Genomic DNA, 17,013 nt, shown 5'->3' on the forward strand with positions numbered 1-17,013 from the left:
CCAATCATGACACTGTCACATGACACTGTCAACAAATCGGGGCAGCCGGACCTCGGCCCGCACCCCCGGCCGCGCGTCCAGCAGCCGCACCGTGCCGCCGTGCCGCCGGACCAGCTCACGCACGATCGCCAGGCCGAGGCCGGTGCCGCCGGCGTCGCGGGCGCGGCCGTCGTCGAGGCGGGTGAAGCGGTCGAAGACCCGCTCGCGCAGCGGCCCCGGGATGCCCTCCCCGTCGTCGGTGACAGTGACAACGACCTCCTGGCCGTCGGACTCCGCCTGCAGCACCACCTTGTTGCGGGCGTGCCGGACCGCGTTGTCGGCGAGGTTGAGCACCACCCTGATGAGCGCGTCCTGCTCGCCCTCCACCCACAGCGACTCGCCCGACGGTTCGACGTCGACGCCGGTGTACCGCTTCGCCAAGGTCCTCAGCAGGCTCTGCATCTCGACCGGCTCCCGCGCCACCCGCCGCCCGTCACGCTCGTCCGCCCTGGCCAGCAGGAGCAGGTCGTCGACCAGCCGGGACAGGCGGTCCAGGTCGGTCAGCAGGTCGTCGCCGACGGTCTGCCAGTCACCGAGCTGCTGCGCCACCTCGACCTGGATGCGCATGCTCGCCAGCGGGCTGCGCAGCTCGTGCGCCGCGTCCGCGATGAAGGACCGCTGCCTGGCCCGGGTCGTCGCGAGCCGGTCCAGCATGTGGTTGAGCGTCACCGCAAGCCGTTGGATCTCGTCGCTGGACGGCGGCACCGGCAGCCGCTCGTCGGTCGCCGCGCCGGTGATCCGCTCGGCGGACGCGCTGAGCCGGTCGACGGGCGCCAGCGCCTGCCCGACGACCTTCCAGGCGATCGCGACCAGGATGGTGACCAGCGCCGGGTACGTCACCCACAACGACGTCTTGAGCAGTTCGAGGCTGCGGTTGTAGTCGCCCAGCGGCACCGCGACCACGACGATCCGGCCGTCCTCGACCTGCCGCACGGTGACCCGCAACTGGTCGGGCTGCAGCGCCCGGTCGCCGGACACGGTGATCCGCTCGTGCAGGGCCTTGTCGATCTCGTCGCGATGCAGCAACGGCACGAGCAGGTCGGCGTTCCGGTCGCCGGCGACGACCCGGTGCTGGGCGTCGAGCACCTGCACGACCTGCCCCGCCGGGGCGGGCAGCGGCGACGGCAGCGTCGAGCCCTCCTCCAGCATGGCGGCGATCTCAGCGATCGTGGTGTCGGCGGAGCGGTCCAGGGTGCCCCGGAAGCTGTACGTCATCGCGGTCGCCATCGCCACGCCGGCGATCGCCAACCCGACGACCAGCCCACTCGTACCGAGGAGGACCAGCCGGCCTCGAAGCGACAGACGCGACCACCAGATCATGCTGACCTGAGCCGGTATCCGGCGCCGCGGACCGTCTCGAGGGCGTCGCGACCCAGCTTGCGCCGCAGGTAGCCGACGTAGACCTCGACGGCGTTGGGCGCGGTGTCGATGCTGGCGTCCCACACGTGATCGAGCAGCTCGGTCTTCGACACCACCTGCCCGGGGCGGCGCATCAGGTACTCCAGCAGCGCGTATTCCCGCGCCGTCAGCACGATCTCCTCGCCGCCGCTGGTGACCCGCCGACGCGCCGGATCCAGGGTCAGCTCCCCGACCGTCAGGACGCTCGGCCGCTCCGGCGCGCCGCGGCGCAGCAGCGCACGGAGGCGGGCGACCAGCACCACGTACGAGAACGGCTTGGTCAGGTAGTCGTCGGCGCCGCAGTCGAGGCCGTCGGCCTGGTCGTACTCGCCGTCCTTCGCGGACAGCATGAGCACCGGCACCCAGTTCTTCTCCGCGCGCAGCGCGGAGACCACCCGGTACCCGGACAGGCCGGGCAGCATGATGTCCAGGATCACCGCGTCGTAGCCGCCGTGTCTGGCCAGCTCAAGGCCGGTCGGCCCGTCCCCGGCGACGTCCACGGCGAACCCTTCCGCCTGCAGGCCGCGCTGCAGCGCCCCCGCCATGCGGATCTCATCCTCGACCACCAGCAGCCTCACGTGCACCAGCGTGGCACGCTGTGCTGTGGGAACGCACAGGCGGTCTCAGCGATGTCACAGCCGACCCCGCGCACCATGGTCGGCAGGAGGTGTACCCAATGTCGAAGTTCACGTCACGACCTGTCCTACGGTGGGCGGTGCCCGCGGTCGCCGCGGTCGCCGTGGTGGGTGCCGGCGTGGCCGCAAAGACCCTCGCCGTCGCCGCCGAGCCGAACCTGCCGCCGCGCACCGCCGCGCAGCTGCTGGTCGATCTGCAGACCGCGCAGCTGGACGGCCTGTCCGGCACCGTCGTCGAGCGCGCCGACCTGGGCCTGCCGGCCCTGCCGTCGCTGCTGGGCGAGCAGAGCTCGGAGCTCACGTCGCTCGTGTCGGGCAAGCACACCCTGCGGGTGTGGTATTCGGGACCTGACAAGGCCCGGCTGTCGCTGCTCGGCACGCAGGGGCAGAGCGACATCATCCACAACGGCTCCGACACCTGGACCTGGAACAGCAAGTCCGCGACGGCGCAGCACTACAAGAAGAACGGCGCCGAGGCGGACCCGACGCAGAAGGGTCCGGTCCCGAGCGAGCTGCCGAAGAGTCCTCAGGAAGCGGCCGACCTCGCCCTCAAGGCGATCGACCCGACCACGCAGGTCTCCATCGGCAACTCCGCGAAGATCGCCGGCCGGGACGCGTACGAGCTGATCCTGCGCCCGCGTGACACGGCGTCGACGATCGGTCAGATCCGCCTGGCCATCGACGCGCAGGAGAAGCTGCCGCTGCGGGTGCAGGTGCTCGCCAAGGGCGACTCCAACCCGGCGTTCGAGGTGGCGTTCACGCAGGTGAGCTTCGCCCGGCCGGACGACTCGCAGTTCGTGTTCAACCCGCCGGCCGGCACCAAGGTCGAGGAGGCGGACCCGGGCAAGGCCGAGGGCGCCGGCAAGCAGCCGGAGCACAACGGCCAGCAGAACGGTGAGCAGCCCAAGAGCACCGTCATCGGCACCGGCTGGACCTCGGTCTTCGTCGTGCGGACCGGGCAGCCGGGGCAGGCCTCGACGGACCCCGCCGAGGAGAAGAAGGTGCAGGACGCCATCAACCAGCTCCCGCTGGGCAACGGCGGCCGGACGTTCAACAGCAAGCTGTTCAGCGTGCTGATCACCGACGACGGCCGGATCCTGGCCGGCGCGGTGACCCCGGAGCGGCTCTCGCAGGTGGCCGCGGACCCGGCGGCCGCGCTCAAGTAGGCAACGAGATCACTGAGGGACCGGGGCGGCCTTGCCCCGGTCCCTTTCCTCGTGCCGGGCCGCCGCCGCGCGGTGCAGCGTCGCGATGGAGTACATGTCGCGGGCCCGCCGCAGCAGCTCCTCCTCGGACTCGGTGTTCTGCCGCACGGAGAAGCCGACCGTCGCGTACGCCAGGACGCTCAGCAGCACGCAGGCGACCACGCAGACCGGCGTGAGCAGGGCCAGCGGGCTCGCACCGCTGACCGGCTCGCTCGACGGCACGGCGTCGACCCGCACCGCGGTCATCACCGCGTAATGCGTGCTGCAGGCCGCCAGGGCCATGATCGCCGCGGCGACGCCGAGCGCCCTGTTGCCGCGGACCGCCGACACGCACCACAGGGACACCGTCGCCCCGACGACCGCCGCGACGAGGGCGGCCAGGGCGGTCGCCGGGTCGTAGCCGACGGTCCCGGCGACACGCATCGCGAGCGGCGCGGTGCTGTACGCCGCGGCCATACCGGCGCCGGTGACGAGCCCGGCCGGCAGCACCTTCCACAGCGACGGCCGGCCGAAGCCGACGATGTACAGGCCCAGGCAGTACACCACCACCGCGATGCCGAAACCGAGCGCCGTGATCGGCACGTCGTAGCGGACCACCCCGTCGGGCACGTCGGTGCCGAGCAGCGCCATGAAGTGCGGCACCCAGCTGCCCGCTCCCCCGATGCCGACGGCCGACAGTGTCAGCCACCGGGCTCTGCCGCCGCCGCTGGACGCCCTGGACCGGGCGGCGATGAACACGCCGAGCAGGCATCCGAGGAATGACAGGACGAGGGCGAGCGCCGGCGTGATGGCGCCGTAGGCGAAGTGCTCCACGATCACCCATTCAGCCAGCGCGATGGGTGGGTCGGTCGGACAACCTGTGCGCGTTTGCCCTCACCCTGCGGGGGTAGCTGAGAGTGAGCACCGAGAGTAAGGGGAGCACACATGAGTCAGGTTGTGGAGAGCGTGGACGTGGCCGTGCCCGTCCGGACCGCTTACAACCAGTGGACCCAGTTCGAGGAGTTCCCGGCGTTCATGCACAGCGTGCGGGAGATCCGCCAGCTCGACGACACGAGGCTGCACTGGGTGGTGGAGTTCGGCGGTGTACGGCGTGAGTTCGACGCGCGCATCACCGAGCAGCACCCGGACGAACGGGTCGCCTGGACGTCGACGGAAGGCCCCCGGCACGCCGGTGTGGTGACGTTTCACCGGCTCGACGACACGCACAGCAGGGTGACCGCGCAGCTCGACATCGACCCGGAGGGCTTCGTCGAGAACGTCGCGGACAAGGTCGGCATCGTGGACCGGGTGATCAAGTCCGACATGGCGAACTTCCGCGAGTTCATCGAGCACCGGGGCACGGAGACCGGGGCCTGGCGCGGCGACGTGGCCTCCCCCTCGACGGCTCCCGCCGCACCGAAACCCGGTTCGTGGCTGCACGGCGACGCGGTCCAGGCCGCGCCCGACCTCACGCAGAGCACTGACGTCACGCGCATGCCGGACGCGGACGACTCCCGGCACGCCATCTGAGCTCCACTCTCCACCGCACCGGAAAAGCCGGCCGGCCAGCGTTCGCGCTGACCGGCCGGCGTGCTGTGTGCCGGGGCTACCGCCGGCGCGCCGTGCTGAGCAGCCGGCCGCTGCCCAGGGTGTACGGTGCGCCGTCCGGCCCGCCGAACAGCTCCACGTCCGCGAACCCGCCGGCGCGCAGCAGCTCGCCGAGGTGCCCGCTGGTGTAGACGTGGTGCACGGCGGTCGCGGTGAGCCGCTCCTCGCCGCGCGTGAACGTGTAGGTGCTGAGCATCCGGCTCGCGACCACGTCGTAGTCGGTGCTCGTCTCGACGGTGATGTCGCCGGTGCGCATCACCCGGTCCGCCCTGGTGAAGCCGGGCAGGACCGACTCCGCCGCCGCGCTGAACTCGACGACGAACCAGCCGCCGGGGCGCAGCGCCGCGGCCGCCGCCGCCACGAACTCGGGCAGCTCGGCCGGCTCCAGGTAGCCGAAGCTGTTGCCGAGGCACAGCACGGCGTCGAACTCGCCGGTCCGCGGGATGTCCCGCATCTCGGCGACCCTGAACTCGACCTCCAGGCCGTTCTTCGCCTGTACTGCGTGCGCGACGGCCTCTTCGGAGATGTCCACACCGGTGACACGGTGGCCGCGGGCGGCGAGGGCGAGGCTGTGCCGGCCGCTGCCGCAGGGCACGTCGAGCACCCGTGCCCCGGGTCTGATCCTCGTCTCGATGAAGTCGACGTCGGCGGCGGTCATCTCGGGTCCGGCGACGCGGCGCCAGAACTCGTTCGGGAGCTCGGTGAAGAAGTCCGCGTACCACGCGGACTGGACGTGCTGGGACAACTGAGGATCTCCTCTTGGATGCGCACGATCGGGGTCTCTGCGTCGCCCGGGCACACCTCGGCAGACCATCGGACCGCGTCGGGTCCGTGGTTCACCGGCGACCCGGGACCGTGTCCCGGGCAGGCATGGCATCCTCCAAGAAGCTGTTGCGCCGACGGTACCAGCGACGCATCGACAGCCGGAAGCGCTTATTCGACGGGTCGGCGCTGCGCGGGGACCCTCGTCTCCGCCGGGGTCGTGCTCTCCGAGGGCGTGTAACGGCCCGACTCCATCGACCAGTCGACGTTGCCGCGGATCCAGTGCGCGAAGTCGCCGGCGACGGCCGCGACCGCGAAGTCGCCCGCGAGCGGCCCGGCCTGGAACCGCTCACGGGCCGCGATGAACTCCTCCACCAGGGCGTCGTGCTCGGCGACCGCCACGCGGACCGCCGCCTCCACCGGCAGCCGGCGCTCGTGCCGCAGGGCGAGCACGATGTTGTGGTGATCGCCGGCGGCCTCCTCCTTCGGCCACGACACGAGATCGTTGAAGATCGCGGTGATCATCCCGGCGGAGCGGCGCATCACGGCGAAGTCCGCGTCCTCGAACACCCCCGGGGACAGCTCGACGCCGTGCATGGGCTCGATGAGGTCGAAGAACATGTCGATGGCCGCGGTGCGGAAGCGCATGGTGCGGTACTCGGCGACGGGCGGCGGACGGTTGGCGGCGCGGTTGCCGGCCTCCCAGACGGTGGCCTCCAGATAGTCGCCGACGTGGGCGACGAACCGCTCCCGCCAGGCGGGCCCGACGCGCTGCCTGGTGCGCCGCCACACCTCGGCGACGGCCCTGAGGTGGCCCTTCGGGTCCTCGCCGTCGTCGCCGAGCAGCTGCATGACCTCGTCGACGAGGCGCCTGGTCGCCGCCGGGTCGCCGGCCCGCTCGAGGCGGTCGTCGAGGGCGAAGACGCTGATCAGCCAGGCGGTGGCGAGCCGCAGGTCGGCGGGTGCGGCGTCGGGGTAGGTGCGGGCCATCAGGTTGGCGAACCTCGCCCTGGCGAACGCGGCCCGGGCGCCCGCGCGGTCGAGCAGGCCGTGCCGGGTGGCCCAGTGCAGCGACCAGCGCTGGACGAGGTCGGCGTGCGGCGAGAGGCGCGGTGCGAACGGGCACAGGACCGCCAGCGTCGACTGCATGATGCACCCCTCTTGCCCCAGGAGGTCTTCATGGTCGCTGCTTTTCGGGGATTACGCGACCCTGTTCGAGGGTTTCGAGTCGATATTCCTTTTTGTCGAGTTACGCGCGGGCCGCACAGGTGCCGTATTGAGCTTGACCGAGGTCCATGGGTCCCCGGCCTTCGACGGGCGTGAAAAAGTGTCGTACCCCGGCGCTATCGTGCGCTTGTTCGGCTGGTTCGGCTGTTCTTGTTCGGCTTCTTTCTTGGAGGTACGGCCGTGTATCGACAAGGCGACGTCCTGCTGGTGCCCATCGCCGCGGGTGAGGTGCCCGCGACCGCGGTGCCCGCCCCGCGCGACCGCTCCGGCCGCATGATCCTCGCCCGTGGCGAGGCGACCGGCCACGCCCACGTGATCGTCGGGCCCGACACGCTGCTGCTCGCCGACCGCGACGACATCGACCGGCTCTTCGTCAAGGTCGTGTCCAAGGCGAGGGTCGTCCACGAGGAGCACGGCTCGATCGCGATCCCCGCCGGGGCGTACCGGATCATCCGCCAGCGCGAATACGTGCCCGGCTCGTGGCGTCCGGTGGCGGACTGATGACCACGACCCCGCTCACCTCCGAGACCAGCGCCGCGGCGCTCGGCGCCAACGCGGCGAAGTGGCTCGCCGCGGGCCTGTCGACCGCGCCCGCCGACCGCGAGGCCGCCGCCGAGGCGGTCCGCCTGGCCTACCGCTCGGCCGGCCTGCCCGAGCCGGCGCACATCGTGTGGTTCGCCTCACCGGCCGCGGGCGCCAGGGCGGCCGCCCTGCTCACCGGCCGCCGCGACCTGCCGGGCCCGGCCGCCGCCCCGCGACCCATGACCACCGCCGCCCGCCGCGCCGCCCGGGCCGGTCTCGCCCTGCCCACCACCCGCCTGGGTGTGGGGGCCGCGGCCTCGTTCAGCGACGACGACGTGCTCGTGGCCGAGGAGCTGCGCGCCCAGGGCTGCCCACCCGTCCCGGGCACGGCCGGCGTCTCGGTCCGCGCCGCCGTCCGCACCACCCCGTGGGCCGCCGCGCGCGCCGAGGTCCACGAGTCGCTCGGCCCCGACGGCTGGGCCCGCCTGTGGGCCGCCTGCGGCGCCGACGTGTGGCGCATGGTCAACGACCGCGTCGCCACCCCGCTGCGGACCCACCTGCGCAGCGAGCTGCCCGCTCACGCCCGCACCGTCCTGCTCGACGCCGTCTCCGGCCAGCACGACGCGGGCTGGCTCGCCGCCTTCGACGCGGCCGCCTCCCGCGCCGACACACCCGGCGCGCTGGCCCCGCCTCTGCCGCGGGACGGCGGTCCGGGCTCGGGCGGCTCCGTGCACGCCGGCTCCGACGGCCGGGACGCCGCGTCCGGCGCGTCGTTGGGTGACTCAGGGCTCCGCGTCCGGTGCGTCCCTGGGTGATGGCGCTCAGGGCTCCGCGTCCGGCGCGTCGTTGGGTGACGGCGCTCAGGGCTCCGCGTCCGGTGCGTCCCTGGGTGATGGCGCTCAGGGCTCTGCGTCCGGTGCTTCCTTGGGCGACGGTTCCCGGGGCGGAGGGTGGGGCGGCAGTTCGCGGGGTGGGGGCTCCAGGCTGGGTGGTTCCCTGCGCGGCGGCGCTCCCGGTGGTTGGGCCGGCAGTTCGCGGGGCGGTGGGCTCCGGGCCGACAGCCCGCGCGGCGGCGGGGCCGGAGAAGTCCGGGGCGGCGGATGGGCCGAGGACATCCAGGGTGACGGCCTCCGGGACGGCCCAGCGGCCGGCAACGCTCAGGGCGACGGCCTCCGGCGCGGCGAAGGGGGCGGAGGTGCTCAGGCCGGCGGCCGCCCGGCCAGCGGCGCGGGAGCCGCATACCCGGTCGGTGGCTTCGGGGTCGACGCCCAGCGGGTCGACGGCGCGCGGGCCGACGGGGGCAGGGCCGACACCGCAGTGCTGCGTGCCGCGCAGCGGCTCGCGGGGCTGGCGGGTGTGGCGCGGTCCGCCGGGTGGTGGTGGCCGTATGCCAACGTCGCCATCCTGACCGACCGGCCCGTCGAGCTGCACCGCGACAACGTGGGGCGGCTGCACGCCGCCGACACGCCCGCGCTGCGCTACGGCGACGGGTTCGCGCTGCACGCGTGGCGCGGCATGCCGATCCCCTCGGAGCTCGTGCACCGGCTCGCCCGCCTGACCCACGCCGAGATCGCCGCGGAGCGCAACGCCGAGCTGCGGCGCGTCATGCTCGAGCACTTCGGCTATGAGCGCTACCTGCGGGAAGCGGGCGCGCGGCGGCTCGGCTCCGACGCGTGCGGCGTCCTGTGGCAGCTGCGCTTCGCCGACGACGAGCCGCTCACCATGGTGGAGGTCATCAACAGCACCCCGGAGCCCGACGGCACCAGCCGCATCTATTGGCTGCGCGTCCCACCGACCACCCGCACCCCTCGGGAGGGGGTGGCCTGGACGTTCGGGCTCACCGAGCAGGAGTACCAGCCGCTGGTCGAGACCTGACCGGCGCGGGCCGGCGGGGTCAGCCGCCGCCGTGTTGCGCCTCGACCTGCGCGCGGCTCGGGCCGAGGTCCGGCCAGTCGCGCTTCGGGTCGGTCTCGACGAGCTCGACCGTGTCGCTGGGGCGGACGCGCGCGGGCAGCTCGCCGAACCTGGCATGCCGCAGGAAGGCCAGGTCCGGATCGCTGAACGTGATCCTGGCCGAGCCGTCTTCCGCCGTGTCGCTCGTCATACCGACAATCGTCCGCCGGGTTCGGGCCCGTGCGCAAGGCCGCCGGGCGCCGTGCACGGTCGTCTTCACCGCCTTGCGGCGGGCGCCGTGGCATGGGCGCCGCGGCCCCCTTCGCGGTCCCGAGGGGTGACGGGCGTCGCGAGTTGGGATGCGGGGGGAGCTGTGGGCCACGAGAATGGGGTGATGCCGAGCGTGGGGCGGGCGAAGGTGCTCGCGTACCGGACCGTCGCCAACCAGCTGCACGAGCGGGTCGACACCGACCCGGGTGACCTCGCGGTGCTCGACCTCGGGGTGCCCAACGTGCCGGCCGGGACGGCGCGGCAGGCCCTCGCCGCGCGGACGAGCAGGTTCGACGGGGACCTCGCGATGGTGTGGTCGACCCGGGGCGCACGGCACCTGCACCGACGGGCGGACCTGCCGGGGCTGGTCGCGGCGCTGTGGCCGGTGAGCGACGCCGACGCGGAGGCCAGGTTCGGCAGCAAACAGATCCCCGACGGCGGCAAGCTGGGGATCGGGGCGTTCCGGGCGACGGCCGAGGCGTTCGCGGCGGTGGTCAAGGGGCCGACGTCGAAGGGTGACGCGAGCCGGGGCGTCAGCGACCTCGTCCCGGAGGCGTTGACGTACCACTGCGGGCCGTGCAAAGCGACGCACATCGCCGGGTCGGTGTTCCAGCAGGCCGGGCTCGCGGGTGGGGTGCAGCTCGACGAGGCGGCGGCCACCAGCGTGCTGCTGCCGATCGACGACCCGCCGCCCGTGCCGGAGGGGCCGGGCGACCCGTCGGGGCTGATCCGCGCGTACCTGCGGCTGCTCGGACCCGCGACGCCCAGCGACGTCGCGAAGTACCTCGGCACGACCGTCACGGCGATCAAGCCGGCGTGGCCGGATGGCCTGGCCGAGGTGAGCGTCGACGGGCGCAAGACGTGGATCCCCGAGGAGTGCCTGGCGGACCTGCTGGACGCCGGGCCGGTGCGCGGGGTGCGGCTGCTGCCGGCGTCCGATCCGTTCCTGCAGGCGCGGGACCGCGGCGTGCTGACGCCGCAGAAGGAACGGGAGAGGGAGGTCTGGCGGGTGCTCGGCAACCCCGGGGCGCTGCTGGTCGACGGGGACCTCGCGGGGTCGTGGCGGGCGAAGGTCGCGGGGAAGCGGCTGGCGGTGACGGTGTCGGCGTGGGGGCCGCTGCGGGCGCCGGTGCGGGCCGCGATCGACGAGGAGGCGCAGCGGGCGGCGGCCGCGCGGGGCATCCCCACCGCCGAGGTCACCGTGGAGCGCGGGGATACTTGAGCGCATGAGCTACTTGATCGCGTTCGCGTCGCGGCGGTTGGTGGAGGACGAGTCGCTCCTCCCTGGGTACGTGTACCACGACCCCGAGGACGCGACCCTGCCGGCCGCGCCCGACGGGCGGAAGGCCAGCGGGTGGAACCTGCTGGTCGGCGATGAGACCGACGAGCAGCTCGCCGACGCGGGTGAGCTGCTCATGCCCGACCTGGAGTGGCTCGTCGAGCGCTACCCGGCGTTCGGCAAGGTCGTCAGCGCGGGTTCCGAGGGGCGGCAGTTCGAGTGGGACGCCGACTCCGGCACCTACACCGACGTCGGCCCCTCCACGTTTCAGGACTGAGGCCCCGGCACCGGCAGGATGATCGACGACGGGGCCAGGATCTCCTGCCGGACGGCGCGCAGCTCCAGCTCATGACCGAGCGGCGCGCCCGTGCCCGGGTTGCGCGAGAAGCGCGGGTGCGCCCCGCCGCTGACCTGGACCCGGATGCGGCGCCCGGCCGCGAACCGGTACGCGGTCGGCCACAGATCCACCCGCACCTCGACCCCGCCGCCACCGGTGGCGCGGGCGAGCCCGTCGCAGATGTTCCACGAGCGGTCCTGCTCGTCCACCTCGCACAGCCGGACAAACACGTCGAAGTGCGGCACGAGGTCGCGGTCGGTGAACGCCGTGCCGTCCGGCCGGACGCAGGCCGCCCGGACGGTGATCTCCGCGGCGATCGGGCCGACCACCTCCAGGGGCTCCTCGAGGGGCTCGGACGTGAACGTCAGCACGTCCGGTCGAGCCTCGAGCGGGTGGTTGTCGCGCCGGCCGGAGATCTTGCCGATGAGCCGCGGGCCACCGAGCGCCGGCGTCGGGTCCTTCGGATCGTACGTGAACCCTTCCAGCCGCTCGCCGTCCGGCTCGGCGGTGGCGCTCAGGCCGCCGTCGCGGCCCAGGTGCCACCGGCGCGTCCCACCGTCCGCGGGAGGCCATTCCGGCAGCTCCCGCCACGTGTCGGTGCCGCCGACGTGGACCCGGACGGGCTGTTCGCGGATGCTTTCGGGGCCGCCGGTGTGCGCGCGGAACCAGGCGACGGCCTCGGCCGCGGAGTGCTGGAAGAGCCCGGCGCTGCCGTGGTGCCACGGGCCGACGGTGAGGTGCGGCCGGAGACCCGCCGCTCGTAACGCGGTGTAGTCGGCCAGTTGCCATGGCAGGAAGATGTCGTACCAGCCGCCTATCATCAGGACCGGCGCGGTGACCTTCGGCAGGGTGTGGGCGTGGCCGCGCTGAGTCCAGTAAGGGGAGGTGGGATCGGCCTCGGCGAGCCACCGCTGGAAGAACTCGACCTCGGCGCCGGTCGTGATGCGGTCCGCCTCGGCGAGCGGCACGCGGGCGAGGCCGCGCTGCAGTCTCGGCTGGCCTCGCAGCAGGTCGACGGCGTTGTCCAGCCGGGTGCCGCGCTGCGCGTCGAGGATCGCCGACCAGGTGAGCACGGTGTCGAGGGAGAAGGCGCCGCCGGCGTAGGTCGGCGGGCCGAAGTCGGAGGCGGTGACGATCGTGGCCATCGCCTTGAGCTCGTCGCCCGCCTCGGCCGCGAGCGCCCACTGCACGAAACCGACGTAGCTGGGGCCGTAGGTGAGGAGGCGGCCGTCGTACCAACGCTGCAACCGCAACCAGTCGAGGGTGTCGAGGCCGTCCTCGCGCTCCTGCAGCAGCGGCTCGAACGTGCCGCCGGAGTCCGACGTGCCCCGGCACGACTGGATCAGCACGTTGAAGCCGCGCTGGGCGACGGCGCGGCACAGCACGCTGGTGGGCGCGCCGCGGCCGTAGGGCGTGCGCACCAGCACCGTGGGCAGCGCGGCGTCGAGGGCCGGGCCGTAGTGGTCGGCGCGCAGGATCGCGCCGTCGCGCATCCGGACGGGGATGCCCTTGGTGACGCGGACACGTCCGGTCAGCGCGGGCGGGAGCTTCAGCAGTCGGCCTACGGGGTCGAGCCTCATGCCGCCCTACGTTAGTAGTCGTTGCAGCAGCGGCCCATGAGCGCCTTGACGTTGTTGACGTAGTTCCAGTTGGTGATCCCGGCGTCACCCTTGGTGAGGTCGACCGCGCCGGCGCCGTTGTTGTAGGCGGACACGACCGCGTTGAGCAGCGTCGGGTCGGCGCCCATGATGTCGAACGTGCCGAGCTGCTCGCCGAAGTAGCGGATCGCCCAGGCCAGGTACTGCCCGCCGAGCATCACGTTGTCCTTCGGGGTGTCGATCTTCCAGCTGGTGCCGAAGCGCTGGTTCATCCAGGTCTCGGTGTTGGGCATGACCTGCATGACCCCGACGCCCCCGTCGCAGGCGTAGATGTTGGACTGCCAGCCGCTCTCCTGGTCGGCCACCCCGTACATCAGCCGCTTCGGGACCCTGATTGCCTGCACCTCGGCGGGGGTGTTGCTGCCCCAGAACTGCTTCGTGGACGCCGCGTCCAGATACTCGCGGACGCTCGACTTCGGCAGCTGGGTGCCCTTGTACGTGGGCTGACAGCCGGGCTTCGTGCTGACCTTCGGCGGCGGGGGTGGCAGCGCGGTCTGCTTCGGCGGCGCGATCGACTTCTTCGTCGGGACCTTCGAGGGCGTCGCGGACGGGGTGGGGCTCGGCGGCGGCGGCGCCGACGTCGCCGCCACGACCACCTCGCTCGCCTCGGCGCTCGGCTCGGCCTCCACCTGTGACGGCCGCGAGCCGGCGGACGTGGGCTTCGGATCCTTGCCCTTGACGAGGACCGTGAGCCCGCCGAGCGCGACCAGGACGACCACGACGAGCGCACCCAGCAGGAAGATCATCCCCGGGCGGCGCCGGCGCGGCGCGTCCTCCTCGATCCCCCAGCGCTGCTCAGCGGTGTCGTCGTCCTGATAGAAGCTGCCGTAGCTCATCGATGCCTCCCCGTCCTGGCACGTTATCGCGGACCGCGCCGGCCCGCTGTCCCCTATGACGTCGGAGGAGGCCGGTTTCGATGAGTCCGGGCGCGGTACGTCACATCGCGCACTGTGCGTGACGGCACGCTCGGGCCGCCTGGAACAATGGATGCCATGCAGACCCGCGCAGACCTCCGCAACGTCGCCATCGTCGCTCACGTCGACCACGGCAAGACCACCCTTGTCGACGCGATGCTGCGGCAGAGCGGCGCGTTCCACGCGCGCGCGGAGCAGGTCGACCGGGTGATGGACTCGATGGACCTGGAGCGCGAGAAGGGCATCACCATTCTCGCGAAGAACACCGCCGTGCGCTATGTCCCTGCCGACGGCGGCGCCCCGACCACGATCAACATCATCGACACCCCCGGCCACGCCGACTTCGGCGGTGAGGTCGAGCGCGGCCTGACGATGGTCGACGGCGTGGTCCTGCTCGTCGACGCCTCCGAGGGCCCGCTGCCGCAGACCCGGTTCGTGCTGCGCAAGGCGCTGAAGGCCCGTCTGCCGATCATCCTGGTGATCAACAAGGTGGACCGCCCCGACGCCCGGATCAAGGAGGTCATCGACGAGACGTACGAGCTCTTCCTCGACCTCGACGCCGACGAGCACCAGATCGAGTTCCCGATCGTCTACGCCTGCGCCCGCGACGGCATCGCCTCGCTGAGCCAGCCCGAGGACGGCACGGTGCCCGCCGACAGCGACGACCTGCAGCCGCTGTTCCAGACGCTGCTCAACACGATCCCCGCCCCGTCCTACACGGAGGACGCGCCGCTGCAGGCGCACGTCACCAACCTCGACGCGTCGCCGTTCCTCGGCCGCCTCGCGCTGTGCCGGGTCCGCGAGGGCAAGATCCGCAAGGGTCAGACCGTCGCCTGGATCCGCACCGACGGCACCGTGCAGAACGTCCGCATCTCCGAGCTGCTGATGACGCAGGGCCTGGAGCGCAAGCCGGCCGAGGAGGCCGCGCAGGGCGACATCATCGCGCTCGCCGGCATCCCCGAGATCATGATCGGCGAGACCCTCGCCGACGCGGAGAACCCGGTCGCGCTGCCCCTCATCACCGTCGACGAGCCGGCGATCTCGATGACCATCGGCACCAACAACTCGCCCCTCGCCGGCAAGGTCAAGGGCACCAAGGTCACCGCCCGCCTGGTCAAGGACCGCCTCGACCGCGAGATGGTCGGCAACGTGTCGCTGCGCATCCTCCCGACCGAGCGCCCCGACACGTGGGAGGTCCAGGGCCGCGGCGAGCTCGCCCTCGCCATCCTCGTCGAGCAGATGCGCCGCGAGGGCTACGAGCTGACCGTCGGCAAGCCGCAGGTCGTCACCCGCGAGATCGACGGCAAGGTGCACGAGCCCGTCGAGCGCCTCACGATCGACGCTCCCGAGGAGTACCTCGGCGCCATCACCCAGCTCCTCGCCACCCGCAAGGGCCGCATGGAGCAGATGGTCAACCACGGCACCGGCTGGATCCGCATGGAGTGGCTGGTCCCGGCGCGCGGCCTCATCGGCTTCCGCACCGAGTTCCTCACCGACACCCGCGGCACCGGCATCCTGCACCACGTCTTCGAGAAGTACGAGCCGTGGTTCGGCGAGCTGCGCATGCGCCCCACCGGTTCCCTCGTCGCCGACCGGGCCGGTGTCGCCACCCCCTTCGCCATGATGAACCTGCAGGAGCGCGGCTCCATGTTCATCGAGCCCACCACCGAGGTGTACGAGGGCATGATCGTCGGCGAGAACTCCCGCGCCGACGACATGGACGTCAACATCACCAAGGAGAAGAAGCTCACCAACATGCGCTCGTCCGCCTCCGACGAGACGGAGAAGCTCATCCCGCCGCGCAAGCTCACCCTGGAGCAGGCCCTCGAGTTCTGCCGCGAGGACGAGTGCGTCGAGGTCACCCCGACCGCCGTCCGCATCCGCAAGGTCATGCTCGACCAGAAGGACCGCGAGCGCGTCGCCCGCAAGCGCTCCCACGCCTGACCTGTCCGCTTGAGGGGCCGCTCCGGCGGCCCTTCAGCGTTTCCGGCGCTCCCCTACCGGGTGTAGCCGTATAGGTGGCGTTCTTCGGCCCGCCGGACCTGCCGGGCGATCTCGCGCGATCGGCGCGGTGCCCGATCGCGCCGGCGGTCGCAGTTGTGCGGTGCTGTGGCCGGCCATGAGGCCAGCGCGATCAGACACCCGAGTTCACGACACATGGCTCACCTCCCGTCGTGACGGCGCCGCTACGCGGCGATGATGTCGGCGACGACACAGGCGATGTTGTCCGGTGCGCCGGCGGCGTAGGCGAGGTCGATCAGCCGCTGCACTGTCGGTTCGGGTTCGCCGGTCCCGGCGAGGGCGGTGTGCAGGTCGGTCCGGCTGACGACGGACGACAGGCCGTCGGAGCACAGCAGGTAGCGGTCACCGGCCACGGCGGTGCGCAGCGCGAGGTCGGCTTCGATGGGCTGGCCGCCGCCGAGGGCACGGGTGAGCAGGGCCCGCTGCGGGTGGGCGGCGGCCTGGTCGGGGCTGAGCTTGCCGTGGTCGACCTGGCGCTGGACCCAGGTGTGGTCCTGGGTGAGCTGCGAGAGCTCACCGCCGCGCAGCAGGTAGACGCGGGTGTCACCGATGTGCACCAGGGCCAGCTGCGAGCCGCGCCGCAGCATCGCGGTCAAGGTGGTGGCCGGCCGGCTGTCCTCCGTTCCAGTGGCGCGCACCGCGCGATCGACGTCGTCGACGGTCCCGGCCAGCATGGCGAGCAGGTCGACGGCCGGCTTGTCGGCCAGCTCAAGCGGCTTGAGGGCGTTGACGGCCGCGGTGCTGGCGGCGGCCCCGGCGCCGCGGGTGCCGTCGGCGACGGCCAGCAGCCGGTCGCTCGCGTAGGCTACGTCCTCGTTGCTGTCGCGTCCCTTGCCGCGGTCGCAGCGCACGGCGTAGCGGACGGCCACAGTGGGGTTCGTGTCGGACATGGTGACGCCCTTCCTGGACAGGTGCTCGACGAGGCGGGCGGCGTGGTGCGCGCGGGTCGCGGTGTCGGCGGTGACCTGCTGCCAGTAGGCGGCGACCGCCTTCGCCGCCGCGTCGGGCTCCAGGCCGCACACGGTGCGGATGTCGGCCAGCGGCATGCCGATGCGGCGCAGCTCGGCGATCAGCCCGGCGTGCGCCAACTGCTCCGGGTCGTAGAACCGGTACCCGGACTCGGGATCGACCGCAGCGGGCGTCAACAGCCCGACCTCGTCGTACAGGCGCAGCGCCTTAGGTGTCAGCCGCGCCGCTCGGGCGAACGCGCCGATCGTCAGCAGCTCCACGGTGCCATCCTCCTCGCGCCGACCGGGTGGCCGGCA

At 72.5% G+C, this 17,013-nt stretch carries 16 protein-coding genes and 1 pseudogene; 8 read left to right on the forward strand and 9 right to left on the reverse strand.

Annotated features, from left to right (window positions below; translation table 11 throughout):
• Positions 1–15: 15 nt before the first annotated feature.
• Together AB0I21_RS25585 and AB0I21_RS25590 are read right to left on the reverse strand one after the other, a co-directional pair.
• Entirely contained in the window at positions 16–1,359 is a 1,344-nt protein-coding gene (locus AB0I21_RS25585; protein WP_360564755.1) for an ATP-binding protein, read from the reverse strand.
• Positions 1,356–2,015, reverse strand: a complete 660-nt coding sequence (locus tag AB0I21_RS25590; protein WP_203849905.1) for a response regulator transcription factor — start codon at positions 2,013–2,015, stop codon at positions 1,356–1,358. The genes AB0I21_RS25585 and AB0I21_RS25590 overlap by 4 nt, the downstream gene beginning before the upstream one ends.
• 98 nt (positions 2,016–2,113) lie before the next feature.
• Here AB0I21_RS25590 and AB0I21_RS25595 point away from each other — a divergent pair, with 98 nt between their 5' ends.
• Positions 2,114–3,238 (forward strand): sigma-E factor regulatory protein RseB domain-containing protein, encoded by a 1,125-nt coding sequence (locus AB0I21_RS25595; protein WP_360564758.1) that lies wholly within the window; start codon positions 2,114–2,116, stop codon positions 3,236–3,238.
• A gap of 9 nt (positions 3,239–3,247) precedes the next feature.
• Here the strand turns inward: AB0I21_RS25595 and AB0I21_RS25600 are convergent, their stop codons facing one another.
• Entirely contained in the window at positions 3,248–4,096 is an 849-nt protein-coding gene (locus AB0I21_RS25600) for an MHYT domain-containing protein (protein WP_360564760.1), read from the reverse strand.
• Positions 4,097–4,201: 105 nt separating this feature from the next.
• On the opposite strand from AB0I21_RS25600, the pseudogene AB0I21_RS25605 reads away from it, so the two are divergent.
• Positions 4,202–4,645 (forward strand): annotated as a pseudogene (locus tag AB0I21_RS25605) (SRPBCC family protein); the annotation flags it as partial.
• A gap of 217 nt (positions 4,646–4,862) precedes the next feature.
• Here the strand turns inward: AB0I21_RS25605 and AB0I21_RS25610 are convergent.
• Positions 4,863–5,609: a methyltransferase domain-containing protein gene (locus tag AB0I21_RS25610; protein WP_360564762.1), complete on the reverse strand. Its 747-nt coding sequence runs from the start codon at positions 5,607–5,609 to the stop codon at positions 4,863–4,865.
• Positions 5,610–5,797: 188 nt separating this feature from the next.
• Positions 5,798–6,775 (reverse strand): hypothetical protein, encoded by a 978-nt coding sequence (locus AB0I21_RS25615; RefSeq protein WP_360564763.1) that lies wholly within the window; start codon positions 6,773–6,775, stop codon positions 5,798–5,800.
• Between the two features lie 258 nt (positions 6,776–7,033).
• Here AB0I21_RS25615 and AB0I21_RS25620 point away from each other — a divergent pair, with 258 nt between their 5' ends.
• The 3 genes from AB0I21_RS25620 to AB0I21_RS25630 all read left to right on the forward strand — a co-directional run bounded on the left by AB0I21_RS25620 (position 7,034) and on the right by AB0I21_RS25630 (position 9,250).
• Entirely contained in the window at positions 7,034–7,354 is a 321-nt protein-coding gene (locus tag AB0I21_RS25620) for a hypothetical protein (protein ID WP_344503490.1), read from the forward strand.
• A complete protein-coding gene (locus tag AB0I21_RS25625) occupies positions 7,354–8,190 on the forward strand; it encodes a hypothetical protein (RefSeq protein ID WP_360564765.1) in 837 nt (278 codons plus the stop codon). The genes AB0I21_RS25620 and AB0I21_RS25625 overlap by 1 nt, the downstream gene beginning before the upstream one ends.
• Positions 8,191–8,692: 502 nt before the next feature.
• Positions 8,693–9,250, forward strand: a complete 558-nt coding sequence (locus tag AB0I21_RS25630) for a DUF6745 domain-containing protein (protein ID WP_360564767.1) — start codon at positions 8,693–8,695, stop codon at positions 9,248–9,250.
• 19 nt (positions 9,251–9,269) lie between these two features.
• On the opposite strand, the gene AB0I21_RS25635 is transcribed toward AB0I21_RS25630, so the two are convergent.
• Positions 9,270–9,479 carry a hypothetical protein gene (locus AB0I21_RS25635; protein ID WP_360564769.1) on the reverse strand — a complete coding sequence of 70 codons (210 nt, stop codon included), beginning with the start codon at positions 9,477–9,479 and terminating at the stop codon, positions 9,270–9,272.
• Between the two features lie 183 nt (positions 9,480–9,662).
• On the opposite strand from AB0I21_RS25635, the gene AB0I21_RS25640 reads away from it, so the two are divergent.
• On the forward strand, positions 9,663–10,760 hold the full coding sequence (locus AB0I21_RS25640) for a winged helix DNA-binding domain-containing protein (protein ID WP_360564771.1): 1,098 nt from the start codon (positions 9,663–9,665) through the stop codon (positions 10,758–10,760).
• A 4-nt stretch (positions 10,761–10,764) separates the two neighbouring features.
• On the forward strand, positions 10,765–11,094 hold the full coding sequence (locus AB0I21_RS25645; protein WP_344503486.1) for a hypothetical protein: 330 nt from the start codon (positions 10,765–10,767) through the stop codon (positions 11,092–11,094).
• Here the strand turns inward: AB0I21_RS25645 and AB0I21_RS25650 are convergent.
• Complete coding sequence (locus tag AB0I21_RS25650; RefSeq protein ID WP_360564772.1) at positions 11,085–12,734, reverse strand: CocE/NonD family hydrolase; 1,650 nt, start codon at positions 12,732–12,734, stop codon at positions 11,085–11,087. The genes AB0I21_RS25645 and AB0I21_RS25650 overlap by 10 nt on opposite strands.
• An 11-nt stretch (positions 12,735–12,745) precedes the next feature.
• Positions 12,746–13,648 carry a lytic transglycosylase domain-containing protein gene (locus AB0I21_RS25655; protein WP_360564774.1) on the reverse strand — a complete coding sequence of 301 codons (903 nt, stop codon included), beginning with the start codon at positions 13,646–13,648 and terminating at the stop codon, positions 12,746–12,748.
• 156 nt (positions 13,649–13,804) lie between these two features.
• Between AB0I21_RS25655 and typA the strand changes: the two genes are divergently transcribed.
• A complete protein-coding gene (gene typA, locus AB0I21_RS25660) occupies positions 13,805–15,670 on the forward strand; it encodes a translational GTPase TypA (protein ID WP_360564776.1) in 1,866 nt (621 codons plus the stop codon).
• 242 nt (positions 15,671–15,912) lie between these two features.
• On the opposite strand, the gene AB0I21_RS25665 is transcribed toward typA, so the two are convergent.
• Complete coding sequence (locus AB0I21_RS25665) at positions 15,913–16,977, reverse strand: MerR family transcriptional regulator (RefSeq protein WP_360564778.1); 1,065 nt, start codon at positions 16,975–16,977, stop codon at positions 15,913–15,915.
• Positions 16,978–17,013: the final 36 nt, after the last annotated feature.

This window comes from Dactylosporangium sp. NPDC050588, assembly GCF_040654975.1.
Classification (GTDB): domain Bacteria; phylum Actinomycetota; class Actinomycetes; order Mycobacteriales; family Micromonosporaceae; genus Dactylosporangium; species Dactylosporangium maewongense.